General features: G+C 42.8%; 9 protein-coding genes and 4 pseudogenes. 4 read left to right on the top strand and 9 right to left on the bottom strand.

Annotation, left to right across the window (positions count from 1 at the left end; translation table 11 throughout):
- The first annotated feature begins 10 nt into the window (after positions 1-10).
- The 3 genes and pseudogenes from JFN88_RS10455 to JFN88_RS10465 all read left to right on the top strand — a co-directional run bounded on the left by JFN88_RS10455 (position 11) and on the right by JFN88_RS10465 (position 3,934).
- On the top strand, positions 11-1,441 hold the full coding sequence (locus JFN88_RS10455) for an FGGY-family carbohydrate kinase (RefSeq protein WP_199019268.1): 1,431 nt from the start codon (positions 11-13) through the stop codon (positions 1,439-1,441).
- Between the two features lie 15 nt (positions 1,442-1,456).
- On the top strand, positions 1,457-2,746 hold the full coding sequence (locus tag JFN88_RS10460) for an MFS transporter (RefSeq protein WP_199019269.1): 1,290 nt from the start codon (positions 1,457-1,459) through the stop codon (positions 2,744-2,746).
- A gap of 98 nt (positions 2,747-2,844) precedes the next feature.
- Positions 2,845-3,934 (top strand): annotated as a pseudogene (locus JFN88_RS10465) (IS256 family transposase).
- Positions 3,935-4,076: 142 nt separating this feature from the next.
- Here JFN88_RS10465 and JFN88_RS10470 read toward each other — a convergent pair.
- Positions 4,077-4,355: pseudogene (locus JFN88_RS10470) on the bottom strand (Rpn/YhgA-type helix-turn-helix domain-containing protein); the annotation flags it as partial.
- A gap of 119 nt (positions 4,356-4,474) precedes the next feature.
- Between JFN88_RS10470 and JFN88_RS10475 the strand changes: the two are divergent.
- The gene (locus JFN88_RS10475) at positions 4,475-5,608 is read left to right on the top strand and encodes a Fic family protein (RefSeq protein WP_199019271.1); all 1,134 of its coding nucleotides are present in this window, start codon (positions 4,475-4,477) and stop codon (positions 5,606-5,608) included.
- Between the two features lie 78 nt (positions 5,609-5,686).
- Here JFN88_RS10475 and JFN88_RS10480 read toward each other — a convergent pair whose 3' ends face one another.
- The 8 genes and pseudogenes from JFN88_RS10480 to JFN88_RS10515 all read right to left on the bottom strand — a co-directional run.
- Positions 5,687-6,208: a hypothetical protein gene (locus JFN88_RS10480; RefSeq protein WP_199019272.1), complete on the bottom strand. Its 522-nt coding sequence runs from the start codon at positions 6,206-6,208 to the stop codon at positions 5,687-5,689.
- Positions 6,209-6,378: 170 nt separating this feature from the next.
- Positions 6,379-7,191: a M10 family metallopeptidase domain-containing protein gene (locus tag JFN88_RS10485; protein WP_199019273.1), complete on the bottom strand. Its 813-nt coding sequence runs from the start codon at positions 7,189-7,191 to the stop codon at positions 6,379-6,381.
- A gap of 186 nt (positions 7,192-7,377) precedes the next feature.
- Positions 7,378-8,238 carry a hypothetical protein gene (locus JFN88_RS10490; protein ID WP_199019274.1) on the bottom strand — a complete coding sequence of 287 codons (861 nt, stop codon included), beginning with the start codon at positions 8,236-8,238 and terminating at the stop codon, positions 7,378-7,380.
- A gap of 64 nt (positions 8,239-8,302) precedes the next feature.
- Positions 8,303-9,070 (bottom strand): hypothetical protein, encoded by a 768-nt coding sequence (locus tag JFN88_RS10495; protein WP_199019275.1) that lies wholly within the window; start codon positions 9,068-9,070, stop codon positions 8,303-8,305.
- Between the two features lie 267 nt (positions 9,071-9,337).
- A complete protein-coding gene (locus tag JFN88_RS10500; RefSeq protein ID WP_199019276.1) occupies positions 9,338-10,240 on the bottom strand; it encodes a hypothetical protein in 903 nt (300 codons plus the stop codon).
- A 259-nt stretch (positions 10,241-10,499) separates the two neighbouring features.
- On the bottom strand, positions 10,500-10,811 hold the full coding sequence (locus tag JFN88_RS10505; RefSeq protein WP_199019277.1) for a hypothetical protein: 312 nt from the start codon (positions 10,809-10,811) through the stop codon (positions 10,500-10,502).
- A gap of 312 nt (positions 10,812-11,123) precedes the next feature.
- Positions 11,124-12,737: pseudogene (locus JFN88_RS10510) on the bottom strand (xylulokinase).
- 501 nt (positions 12,738-13,238) lie between these two features.
- Positions 13,239-13,756: pseudogene (locus JFN88_RS10515) on the bottom strand (serine/threonine protein kinase); the annotation flags it as partial.

Raw genomic sequence — 13,756 nt, forward strand, 5'->3', positions numbered from 1 at the left:
GGTGGTTTTTGTGAGTAAATATGTAATGGGAATTGATAATGGCTCACAAAGTACGAAAGTGGGTATTTATGATTTTGATGGGAATGAAGTTGCTTTTGGTTCGTATAAGTTAAGAGAAATTGAATCTCCTGAGCCAGGCGTAGCCTTGCATCCTGATGATGATTTATGGGACAGCGTGTACGGAGGAATCAAAAATTGTCTGGCCAATTTTAAAGGAGATCCTACACTTATTGTTGGAATTGGTTTATGTACCATAAGATGCTGTCGTGTTTTATTAAATGAAAAGGGCCATCTAGCTTATCCTGTGATAAGTTGGATGGACACCAGACTCAATCATCCTTATGAACATACAGATGATCAAGTCAAATATGTAACATCAACTTCTGGATATCTGGGCTTTAGACTGACAGGTGAATTTAAGGATACAGCTGCAAACTATGAGTTTAATTGGCCATTAGACCGCGAAACATTAGATTGGTTCAATGACGATGAAATCATGAAAGCAAACGGCTTGAAAAGAGAGATGCTATTTGATCTCGTAAAACCGGGGGAAAAGCTGGGAGCCTTGCGCCCGGAACTGGCTTCTGAACTTGGATTGAACGATGATATACCTGTTATCGCGACAGCAAATGATAAGGCAGTTGAGGTTCTGGGCTCCGGAATTAAGGACGAAGGGTCCATTATGATTTCACTTGGAACACTTATTTCCTCGATGCTGTACAGAAATGAAGACTTTGAAAATGCTCATAATTTTTTCCCGACACTCGCATGCATTCCATTCAAATATGTTTACGAATCAAACGGAATACGCCGCGGTATGTGGACAGTAAGCTGGTTTAAAAAACTGATTGGCGAAGAGCTTGTTACTCATGCCGAGGAAATGGGGATGTCCGAAGAGGAATATTTGAACGTTAGAGCACAAGATGTGCCTGTAGGCAGTGATGGGCTGATCACCATTCTCGACTGGCTGTCATCATCATCTTTCCCATATCGAAAAGGGATTATGATAGGTTTCGACCAACGCCATACCAAATATCATATTTACCGTTCAATATTGGAAGCGATTGCATTCAATATAAAAAATAATATTGACGAGATGTTAGAGGAAATAAAGGCCGAGTTAAATGAATTAGTTGTAATAGGCGGTGGCTCCAGGAGCGATTTGCTGATGCAAATTATAGCTGATCTATTTGGTTTACCCGTTCATAAACGCAAAGGCAGCAGCAGTGCATGTCTAGGGGCTGCTATATGTGTAAGCCAATATTTATCCGTTTATAAAGGTTTTGATGAGGCCGCAAGCAAAATGGTTAAAACCGAACGCACGTTTATGCCTGATGCAAAAAATCACGAATTTTATAATCAAATCAACAATAATATCGTGAAAAATGTAAGAACGCATACCGATGAAATTTTAAAACAAACTTATCCAATCTTTAAATAGAAGGGAGTTGGTAGTATGGAAACGAAAAATTATAGCAGATACTTTCAATTTTTCTTGATCATTTTGGCCGCAGGCTCCATTTATCCTTTAATTTATTTAAAAACCAATTATCAAGAAACTATTTTGGAAGTTTTCGGTATATCCCTTGTAGATTTAAATGGCATATTTTCGGTTTTGGGTATCGCTTTTATTTTGGGATATTTTCCAAGCGGTTGGCTAGCTGACCGGTTTTCCTCCAAAAAGCTAATATTCACGTCACTTTTGGTTTGTGGACTTACCGGGATTTGGTTTGCACAGGTTCCTAGCTATCCAATCGTTCTTGTTATATTTACAATTTGGGGGATTTTCTCCGTATTCACTTTCTGGTCAGCGCATCTAAAACTCGTCAAGCTTATTTCAAAGAAAGAAGAAGAGGGACGGTTTTTTGGTGCATTGGATGGAGGTAAAGGAATTGTTGAGGCGATTTTGGCCAGCATAGCTATATTAATTTTTTCGAATATATTGGGCGCTAGTTCCGAATATGTTCATAAAAAAGAAGCACTGCAAGCTGTAGTCTATATGTACTCAGCTGTGCTTATCGTGGTCGCCATACTATTTTTAATTTTTGTTAAAGAAGATAAATCGTCTATTCAAGCAGCGTCTTCATCTAATCCGGAGAACAAAACGAAATTTGATATTCGAGTTTTTAAACAAATATTCAATAATAAATTTGTATGGTTGCTAGGCGGCATCATATTTACGTCCTATATTGTGGCATGGTCTGTGTATTATTTAGGCGGGTTTTTGCAAACTAATATCAATATTAATGCAGCTACAGTAGGTCAAGTGACCGTTATTATGCTTTGGATGCGCCCAGTTGGTGGGTTTTTGGGTGGATTTCTGGGGGATCGATTCGGGAAGAGCAGTATCTTGATAGCGGCTTTGGGAATGTCTACAATTCTTCTATTTACGGTAGCGCTTACACCTGTTACATTACCTCATATGTTTTATTATGTTTTGATAATTACTACTGGCTTAATGGTATATATCATTAGAGGTCTGTATTGGTCATTGCTAGGGGATTGTAATATAAAAGAAGGAGTTTTAGGTCTTTCGATCGGATTTATATCGTTCTTGGGTTATTTACCAGATATTATAATACCATTCGTCAATATTTACTTCTTTAAAACTTACGGAGATAATGGTGGTTATAATGCATACTTTACTTTCTGTGCATTGGCAAGCGTAGCTGCGATCATGATTACAGTCATCTTTAAAATGAATGTAAATAAAAGAAACAAACGTTTGGTTGGAACAGCAGAATGAATTAATTTAAATACTAAAACTTACCTGAGTCTGTAAAATAGATTGTGTAAACTCCTAAATCTACTAAAATGAAAGTAGAAGAAAGGTTGGGAGAACACATGGGATTATGGACAAAAGAGCAACTGCGTCAGTTCATCAAGGAGAACAAATTGGTGACGGCACAGGATGCGCAAAATGCGCTTAAAGATCTGTTTGCAGAGACCCTTCAAGAGATGCTGGAAGCCGAGATCGACACGCATCTGGGATACGAAAAGCATGACGTCAAGAACAAGCAAACAACGAACAGCCGTAATGGCAAGAGTCGTAAAACGGTCATGAGCGAGTATGGTGAGCAGGAAATCGCTGTTCCGCGCGACCGTCAAGGCGAGTTCGAACCGCTCGTCATCAAGAAGCGTTACCAACAAGATTGTACCGCTTATTAAAGAGTGGCAGAACCGACCGCTGCAAGGCGTGTATGCGGTTGTCTTTCTCGATGCCATTCACTTTAAGGTGAAGCAAGATGGCGCCATGGTCAACAAAGCAGCTTACATGGTCATCGGCATTGATCTGGATGGGAACAAGGATGTGCTGGGCATGTGGATCGGCGAGAACGAGTCTTCGAAGTTTTGGCTTAGTGTGCTCAATGAGCTGAAGAATCGCGGTGTACAAGACATCCTCATCACCTGTGTGGACAACCTGACCGGCTTCTCGCAAGCCATTACCGCATGCTATCCGCAGACCGAAATTCAAAAGTGTATCATCCATCAAATTCGCAATTCAACGCGCTACGTCTCTTACAAAGACTTGAAGAAAGTGACGGCTGATCTAAAGCCGATCTACAAGGCGGTCACAGAAGACGCTGCTCTCGCAGAGCTTGATCGATTCGAGGAAATTTGGGGTGCGAAGTATCCACTGATCGTCCGTTCCTGGCGCAATAACTGGGACGAGCTAGCGACCTTCTTCAAATACCCACCTGAGATTCGGAAGTTGATCTATACCACCAACATCATCGAGAGCTACCACCGCCAACTCCGCAAAGTCACGAAGGGTAAAAGCATCTTCCCTTCGGATGAAGCTCTACTCAAAATGCTCTATCTCTCGACCATGGACGTCGTCCGCAAATGGACAGGTCGTGTTCAGAACTGGGGACAAATGCTGCTCCAACTCTCCGTTTTCTTCCCGGATCGCGTCGGCCAGCACCTACGCTAACAGGCCTCTTCCCCCTCGGGGGAGGAGTTCCTTATAAATGAGTTTACACAAAATTATTGACAGACCCACTTACCTCGCATTCACAGCGGCTAACAACAGTATGAAGAGCCAGTATATTGGAGACTGGCTCTTCATACTGTTGTTAGCCTTGTTTTTTTAGTGCGATGATTTCAGCCTCAGACAGCCCCGAGGCCTTGGCTATAATGGCCGCATCTACCCCAAGCTTGAGAAGCTCCAGAGCCATCTGAACCGCTTTCCTTTTCTCGCCTTCAGCCAATGCCCCCTCAATCATGGAAGCTTCATCATGCAAATACTTTTGTCTTTCTTCGTACAATCGGCGTGCCTCGGCATCCTGACTAAGAAATTCCAGCGTGTCCATTGCTTTCTTCAAAACAGGCTCGTTCATCGTCAGCACCTCCCATTGGATTTATCGACGTTCAACTCCGTTCCCATAATTCGGATAATTATTTTCATATATAGTGATTATATAGCGGCAAAATAGCGGTAATTATGTTATAATAGATGTAGGGAGGGGATGTCATGTTTCAACCGAAATTTTCAAATACCATGAAGATGGTGAATAAGCTGCTGGAGATTCAGCGGTCGAGTGTTATTATCGATCAGTTACCGCTGCCCTTAGATATACTGGAACAATTGCAGAAGGAAGCAAAAGAGACAACGGTATTACTTTCAACCAGGATGGAAGGGAATGATCTGGATGAACAGCAAAAACGTAAAGCTCTTTATCAAAGCAGTGACGTTGATGCAGAGCAAGAAGTATATAACCTCATGAAAGCAATTGATTTTCTAGAGGATTCCGAGCGTAGAAGCCTGCCAATTACGGAAGAATGGATTAAAAAGCTACATGCGATTATCCGTATCTCCCATGGAAGACGTCCCAGGCTAAGCGAATACCGCACGGAGCAAAACAGAGTAGGAAATCGAAATCAGTCGGGGTTTTATATGCCACCAGAGTATACGGATGTTCCTGTCTTGATGGAGGACTTTGTCGCGTGGCTCAATGCCCGAGAAACACATGAACTGCCAGCGCCAATTCGGGCCGGTATAGCTATGTGGCAGTTTTTGACCATTCATCCTTATATGGACGGTAATGGAAGAACATCCAGAATGATTGCGACCTACATTCTGCGGCGGGGAAACTTTGGATTAAAGGGATTGTTCGTACTTGAGAACTTTTATGATCGGAACCTAAGCGATTATTATAAGGCGCTTCAAATGGGACTGGCGCATAATTACTACTTTGGACGTCATGATGCGGACTTAACCGTTTGGCTGGAATATTTTTTGAATGGTCTGGCAGAGGTTTACACACAGGCTGCGGAAATTGTTCAAGAGAAGAACTCAGAGCTGCTTTGGGTAGAACCGGAACTGATCAGGCAACTGGATATCCAGCAGCGACAGCTGTTTAGGCAATTGGTATTCAGACAGGACGAAATTACGACAACTGAAATCATGATGCTACTTGGTATAGGGGATCGGACAGCTAGGGAGAAAGTAAAGCAATGGATCGAAGGCGGCTTTTTACAGCCGAAAGACCCGAATGCTCAGCGAATACGAACCGTTATTTTATCGAAATGGTACGAGGAATTAGCTGACCAAATCAGAGATAATCCAGAGCATTATAGTTACTTGCTGTCAAAGGAAGAGCTATAGTTTAACAAGCTAAAACATAAAACGAGTTAAAACTAAGAAAGTGCCATCCGGCAAACGGATGGCCCAAAGTCTCCACACTTACTTTTTCACAAAACCCGTATTTTGTACATATGTCAAAAAAGATGTAAGATCGCTATAAGTCTTCTTTACAAAAGCTCTCTGATTGTCTGTTGACGGCGGTGTTGACGGTTCATGAGGAAGAAATGCAAGTATTAACACATTATAACCAGACAATTGATCAGCAGTCGGCAAACCTGTCGAACCCTCATTATAAGCAGAAGTATAAAGTACTGGAACACTTCCTTGAAGATGATTATACTTCCTATCATACTGCCTTTTATTTCCCCCACCCGGGTATAATACCTCGGCAGGAAATGCCACTCTTCCATTAGAAATACTGGTCCAGACTATGTCTATAGTAGGAGGTTTTAAAGGTGAATATGATGCAAACAGATTGAAATCGAAATCTAATGATCCAAATCCGCAGCCGGGACACTCATCCATTAGATGATTATACTTCCTATCATACTGCCTTTTATTTCCCCCACCCGGGTATAATACCTCGGCAGGAAATGCCACGAATCTCATTGAACCTTCCATACATGTAGCCTCCTTGTGTGATTTTCAATCGTTTTTCCCTTCTTGTATCCAGGGCTCCTTACCTTATTATCCAGGAACCTAGATTTCAGAAGTATTATCATATTCCGAATTATCCCATTGAATTTAAAAGACTCCCATCAATCACCTTGAAAAAGGGGATTTTCATCCCCTTACTTGTAATATCGAGCTCTATTACTCTTGAGAACAGCTTGCTCTGCGCTATTAAACGGGTTATTCCTCCCTCTCTTGTAACTGCCATACATAATAGAATGAGGATCAGAGTTGTGCGGAATTTTATACAAATGGGCAAGTTCATGAGTTAACGTCAATACAGTCTGCCAGAGACTTGAAATAAAGACCATTATAAAAGCACCTTTCCTAGCAATAAAGGATGGATTTAAATTTGCAATCGTTGTTCCCAGGTATTCAGGTCTCCCTGCATCATTCTTTGTAGTATTTTCATCGCCCGACAGGAATAAAGTAATCGCATTAGGGTGCTCAATTTGGTCACTAATATTGTCGATATATTGATGAGCTGTATTTCGTTTAAAAGATTTCGGCAGAAGAAAAATATCTTCAACCAGGAAATTAACATATGGGTTATAATATTTGTTTACATCCTCAAAAATTTGTTTGATGATAACAGAAACAATCTTTTTGGGGTGTTCAGAAACGAACTGTTGGGCGATTTCTCCGACGATTTGCGGGGCGATTTTTTTAAAGATTTCATGATCCATTTGTCCAGCCTGTTTAGAAGCGTATTGCTTGGCTAACTCATAAGCAGCTTGTCTGATGCGTTCAGCAACATGTTGTATGTTACTAATATAATCACTTTGTTCGTCCTGCTTTAAGTTTTTAAAAATTGCATGAATAAGATCATATTTATAAAGACTTTGAACCTTATTTATGAATTGTTCATCTATATATACATATACTGGAGCACCTACAGGTGGTTCATAAGAATTCTTATCGTTCGGAGACATACGATTTCACTCCTCATCTGAAAATTCTTCTAATAGACCATAGGTTTACGTGATAGCAATATTAACAACGCCAGAAAAGCAGGAATCGCTGGCCTTTGCAATCCCTACCGGCCAAGTGACAATTACAATCAACAGCGCAGAGGCGTCCTCATCAATAACTCTTCCATTAATCCGGGGTTCAATACGTTACGGTGTAATAGCAATATTAACAACGGCGGACAGCGCCGCTTTGGTGGCCAATGAGATACTTACCGGCCAGGTGACAAACACAATGATGGTCCCGTTATCAGGATCATAGACTTGACGAATCCGAAACATGCTCCCATTCTCCTTAGGCGGAATGATCCCACACAGACCGTTCAAACCGAGACTTACAAACCACATATTCGTCGTGTCCACCCCGCATGCGCTGCAAGTGGGCTGCTGGTCATTCAGGCATATCGGCCAATCCTCGAAATTAGAGAACGATATTCCCGCATTATGAACGGCTTCTCTGTACAAAATGTAGCCAGTCGTATTCGTAATGATCTTGTTCTTCATCTCCGAAGTACGTATATAGCCCTTGGCACGATCGACGGCCTCCAGGGTGAGCGGTGTACCGCCAAGATTCACTACGTTGAAGGGATCGACCAGTTTTTTAAGTCCAGCGAATTCATTGGGATTGATGGCGGGGTTCCCGATCTCTAGTAGATTGAAGAACTTGTATAACAGACGCTGAATCGCCAACTTGATCTGAATGAGTACTAGGTTGTTCGTACCGGAACAAGTATCTAAAGCTTTGACTGAAATACGGAAGCTGGTTGCAAGGTCTATAAATGGATAGGTGATCGGTACATTCGGAATAGTTGTCTGATCAAGGAGCGGCGAGCCATAGCCTATAGTTCCGGCGTCTGGAAGAGCATCTGTGGCTACGGCCGTCAGCGCATTTCCCCTTATTTCATAGAATGGGAAGCACTCTAAGCCAGGAATTTCTTTCGACCAATTCTCAAGTAAGCCAGGTAACAATTCATCTGTCGATAAATACTGAGCCTCTCCGAGTAAGGGCATTCTCGTTGCCTCCTCTCATGAAGTTTTCTTTATGCGAGTGACCTTGATCTCATGAGAATACCGGCTAGTTCAGCTTCTTGATAGTGAGGGAGGCGTTATTGAATGAGCCTGCGACGAGCGAAACACTTGCGCTGCTCACATTTCTTAACTTCACAATGCCACCTGCCGGGATGTTAACAATTGTAGTCCCTGTGACTTGGGAGCCAAGACCAAGCGCTGTGAGTTGCAATGCACTAAGCGATTGTGATTGAACGGTACCATTTACGACAACGGCAAACGTACTCAGTAAAGAAATCAACGCACTTACATTCACAACAAAGGTTACTTCATAATTCCCTGCTAACGGTACTGTAATATCCGTGTTAGAAACCGTCGTGGAGTGAGTAATATTAACCAATATTCCATTATTATTAAAAGGAATGTCCTGGTTAGCGCCTACAGTAACCGCAGTAGTATTTGTGTTATATACCTGTCCATAAGCGGCCAAACCATTGGTTCCGGTTGGACCAGTAACGCCTGTCGCTCCCGTCGACCCTGTTGGCCCTGCTGCTCCTGTTGGCCCTGTCGCTCCCGTTGCTCCTGTCGGCCCTGTCACTCCCGTTGCTCCCGTTGCTCCCGTTGCTCCCGTCGACCCTGTTGGCCCTGTTGCTCCTGTTGTTCCCGTCGGCCCTGCTGCTCCTGTTGGCCCTGTCGCTCCCGTTGGCCCAGTCACTCCCGTTGCTCCCGTTTCCCCTGTCGGGCCAGTAGGACCGATAGGTGGAACATAGCAGGGACCCACAATTCCCAAGGCAGATACAGCTTCTGCATACTTGGCATGACGATCCTTTGGCATTTGATTTTCCCCCCTGTTTTTTAGTTATTTTAGGTTAAGAGGACATGAAATAAAACTATTTCATATCCTCGCCCAGCGATAAGTTTCATTTCGGAATTAATCAGAAATGATGAAAAACTTTCCCTGATTTCTTACTATCATCAAAGGATTTAATAGTGTAATCCTTCTCAGCTTCAGCATCGGCTGGTACAATTGCCTGTTGCCGAAACTATTCCCCCCTATTTTATTAGTAATCTAACGCGGGGGGCTGCCAGTATTTCCCCTTCCTTACGCAATATTAGTTATTCCAGCAAGCGCCGATTCCGTAGCCAGGGCCAAGCCTATTGGCAAGAAGATCTGACCGACTGTCTCCGATCCATCTGGCATCGTCACTTGACGTTTCCGGAACAAGCTACCATCTTTAAGGTGAGGTACAATCCCAAACAGTCCGTTAGGACCAGTATACGTGAACCAAATATTTGTGACAGGATTCCCTCCTAATACATGCTCTGGTTGTGCATCATTGATCAAGATCGGACAGCCGTCGTAGATCATGACCTTCTGGGCAGGACCGTCCTGCAGCGGGATGAATTCTACGATTTCCGGAGTTATCCCTGCATCGTAGTGGGCCGTGCGAATAGCCTCATAACCATGTTGATTGGTTGTGATGATGATAGGCGCCCCATTGTTCGCACGCACGTTCCCTTTTGCGATATCCAGATCTTTTAACGTGAGCGTAGCTCCTGCTTTATCCACCACATTGGCTGGATTAACGAGTTTAAGGAATCCGTCGAACTCATTCGGATTTGCCGTTGTATCGCCTACCTCAAGCAGTCTGCAGAATGCATATAACAAACGGCGATTTGCCAAGTCATCTTGAATTTCCTTTTGATTATTGATTGCACTATCTACATCTTGCGCTTCAGGTGCAACCTGATAGGAAGTGGCCAGCTGCTTCAGAACAAAAAGTATTTGCGGATCTGGCATACTCGTCTGATCTGGAATCACAGTACCGAAGCCATTCGCTAAGGCATCTGGCAGCGCGGGTGTGCGGACAACTGCCAAGGCGTTTCCTGTAATTTGGAGCAAGAATAAAGCTTTCAGAATATCCAATCGTTTTGGAGCATTCTCTTGCAAGCCTGGCAACAAATGATTCGTAGACAATCGATTTGCTTCTTGATTTAATGACATCGTTATTCACTCCTGAATTTGTATTGGAACTACCCTATTACTTTATGGATTAGATTAATAGAGCGACTCTTTCATTTACCTATATACTAAAAATTATAAAAAATAGATCATATTACCAATATAGACATCCAGCCACTTTTGCTTTTTTCTTGCCGATAACGGAGTCTTATTAAAACTTCCTTAAATGATAAAAAATGCCCCGCCATGATGGAGGGACATAGAGTGTGGCTACTTCCTAAAAAATAAATCTCGGAACATTTCAAATCTTCATACTATTGTTCATATTGCTTCTCCACCAGCAATAGTCCTTCCGCAGATCCGTAGACACATGGCGATCCCCTCCTATTACTGAACCCTCAGAATTGTGTGAGGCATTGTGTGAGAATAACTTTACTAATTCTATACCACCGCCGCCGGTGACTCCGCCCCCGTCTACGTTGTTAGATGATCCAGTATATGAAGGAGCTCCATCCCAATGATAATAAGACTGCCCATCATAATGCCTTTTATTTCCCCCACCCGGGTACAATACCTCTGCAGGAAATGCCACGAATCTCATTAAATCTTCCATCCATGTAGCCTCCTTAAGTGTGATTGCGTGATTTTCAATCGTTTTCCCTTCTTCTTCATTGTCTTCAAAAGAAACAGCATGCTCCTTACATCATTATTCTATGTAACCGATCCCCATTGCGACTCTATGGGTTCCTATTTTTGAAATAAATGATAGAGGAACCTATACGCAAGAATTCAGACGTCATCGATTCCTGCTATCTTTTCACTCCTTCTTCCAGCTAATGCAAAGACCTATAGCATCCATAGTTTAACAACTCAAAATCTCATTTTAAACATAGCTGCTGATCAAGTTATTATCTTTTGTTGGATGTCATTTCTTCCAATTTTCCACAAAATGATCTACCGCTGCCTGCTCAATTGCCAGCCCTTCCGTGTAACGCTCCATAAACAAAGCAAAGCCATGGACATCTGCGCTGTCAGGATAAACCTCTTGTCCTTCTGCATCCTTGAACACTTTAGTGGTAAGGTAATCAGCCAATCCCTCGTGCTGCTTCTTATTAACCATATAGGATGCCAAAATTGCCATTCCCCATGCGCCGCCCTCACCAGCCGTAGACATGACCGAAACAGGAACATTCAGTGCTGCGGCACACATTTTTTGACCGACTAGCGGCGTCTTGAACAATCCGCCATGCGCCAAAATACGGTCAATCGTCACATGCTCCTTCTGTGTCAAAATATCCATCCCGAGCCTTAATGCAGCAAACGCGGTAAACAGATGTACTCTCATAAAGTTAGCCAGATTGAAGCGGCTTTCTGGAGAACGAACGAACAGCGGACGACCTTTTGCAAGCCCGGTAATGTTCTCGCCTGAATAGTAGCCGTAGCTCAGTAAGCCGCCGCCATCAGCGTCTGCTTCCAGCGCTTTATTGAACAGGACGCTGAATAATTGGTTCATATCGGGCTTTAACCCCATTGCTTCAGAAAATTCACGGAACAAGCCGAGCCATGCATTCATATCGCTGGAGCAGTTGTTAGCAAGAACCATGCCGACAGGACTGCCATCAGGTGTAGTCACGATGTCAATCTCAGAGTACACCGTGGATAAATCTTTCTCCAGTACAATCATGGCAAAAATCGACGTACCTACGGAAATATTGCCGGTACGCTTTTTCACACTATTCGTAGCGACCATGCCTGTTCCGGCATCGCCTTCTGGAGGGCATAGCGGAATACCTGCTTGCAGGCTGCCTGATGGATCTAACAGTCCGGCCCCAGCCTCATTGAGATATCCAGCATGTTCACCTGCACTATAAACTTTAGGTAAAATATCTTTAAGATTCCACGGGTAGTCTTTATCGGCAATTAATTCGGCAAACTACTTCACCATCTCTTCATTATATTGTTGTGCAGACTCATCGATTGGGAACATACCGGAGGCATTCCCTATGCCAAGAGCCTTGCTGCCAGTCAACAACCAATGAAGGTAACCCGACAAAGTCGTAATATAATCTATGTTAGTGACATGCTCTTCATCGTTCAAAATCGCTTGATACAAATGTGCAATGCTCCAGCGTTGAGGAATTTTAAACTGGAATTTTTCGGTTAGCTCCGATGCAGCTGTACTCGTTGTGGCATTGCGCCATGTACGGAACGGAACCAATAGCTCCCCTGACTGATCTAGCGCAATATAGCCTTGCATCATGGCAGAACATCCGATTGATCCGATTTTTTGCAGTGTTACGCTATAATTATTCTCAACCTCTTGCTTTAATTGGCGATAAGTTTCTTGCAACCCGTTAATCATTTCATTGAGATGGTAGGTCCAATAACCGTCGATCAATTGATTTTCCCACTCGTAGCTGCTGGAAGCGATTGTTTCAAAATTGTAATCAATCAGTACGGCCTTGATTCGTGTGGATCCAAATTCGATGCCAAGCGAGGTTTCTCCCCTGACTATCGCTTGTTTAATAGTTTGATCCATGATGGCGTTGCCCCTCCTTTAAAATGTACGAGTATAAGTTTTGGTTATTATGGTGTGATAATAGCACCTTTTACTTAGTTTGTCTATTAAACAAACTAAGTTTTTATATGTAGCGGATCGCTGCCTTGCAGTAATGAAAAGCAGCGATGGATTGCTTCCATCGCCGCACTAACCGTCTCGACCTCGAACTTTACATTCCATCTTCGAAATTAAGTAATCTCTAGCGGCTACTTGGATAGCAGCTGCTGCTAGTAATTTTATGATGATAATATTCGGTGAGAGGTATATTGGGGTCATTAGTCCATAGACTATTTCGGAGTTTGTAACCCTCTTAACTTGTATCCACCAAAAATATCCTACTCTTGGAAACTGAACAGGCAGTGAGTTAGGAGTCTTAACAGAGGTAACGTCTTCGAATAAAGCCTTAGGAAGAATCTGTTGCCCTTGTATAGCTCCCTTATTCAATTTGTCCGACAGTTCGATACGAAAGTGGTTCGTAGTTTAATTTTTAACTGAATTCCAAGCATTTATAAAATCATCAATAGTTTTATATCGGTGTGCTCGTTCCTTACTAACTGCTCGTAAAGCGACTTCGTAAAGTGATCTGTTTGCTTCCCATTTTGAAAACGAATGATCCATTTCGCCACCAAGTAATCCAAAAGCGATAGCTCCCATCGTGAAAACATTCGTTCTTGCATCAATAGGCGCACCTAATATAAACTCTTCCGGAGATTTCGAACGTCTTGCTCCCCAAAAGTTCTCTCCCATGTCATTTATGGAAGGTGCCAACCTGTAGAAATCGATGTCACAGATTCTGGTTAAATCCTTTGAAAAATCATACAGAATACTACCATCATAAAAGTCAACCGCAACGTAGCCTTTGGACTCCACATATTTATGGAACTCATATATGCTATCAAGTGACTGCAACCTTTTCTGTATGGATAACTGTTTGAATCTGTAAAAAGGCGATTCAGGATGACTATGTTTCGGTTGAACGGCAAACAACCAATGTGAAT

Source organism: Paenibacillus roseus (assembly GCF_016424485.1).
Taxonomy (GTDB): domain Bacteria; phylum Bacillota; class Bacilli; order Paenibacillales; family Paenibacillaceae; genus Paenibacillus_D; species Paenibacillus_D roseus.

Excerpts from the sequence above, each read along its gene's own strand:
- JFN88_RS10495 (WP_199019275.1), bottom strand. The coding sequence starts at position 9,070 with ATGCCAAAGGATCGTCATGCCAAGTATGCAGAAGCTGTATCTGCCTTG.
- JFN88_RS10505 (WP_199019277.1), bottom strand. The coding sequence starts at position 10,811 with ATGGAAGATTTAATGAGATTCGTGGCATTTCCTGCAGAGGTATTGTAC.
- JFN88_RS10480 (WP_199019272.1), bottom strand. The coding sequence starts at position 6,208 with ATGGAAGGTTCAATGAGATTCGTGGCATTTCCTGCCGAGGTATTATAC.
- JFN88_RS10490 (WP_199019274.1), bottom strand. The coding sequence starts at position 8,238 with ATGCCCTTACTCGGAGAGGCTCAGTATTTATCGACAGATGAATTGTTA.
- JFN88_RS10475 (WP_199019271.1), top strand. The coding sequence starts at position 4,475 with ATGTTTCAACCGAAATTTTCAAATACCATGAAGATGGTGAATAAGCTG.
- JFN88_RS10460 (WP_199019269.1), top strand. The coding sequence starts at position 1,457 with ATGGAAACGAAAAATTATAGCAGATACTTTCAATTTTTCTTGATCATT.
- JFN88_RS10500 (WP_199019276.1), bottom strand. The coding sequence starts at position 10,240 with ATGTCATTAAATCAAGAAGCAAATCGATTGTCTACGAATCATTTGTTG.
- JFN88_RS10485 (WP_199019273.1), bottom strand. The coding sequence starts at position 7,191 with ATGTCTCCGAACGATAAGAATTCTTATGAACCACCTGTAGGTGCTCCA.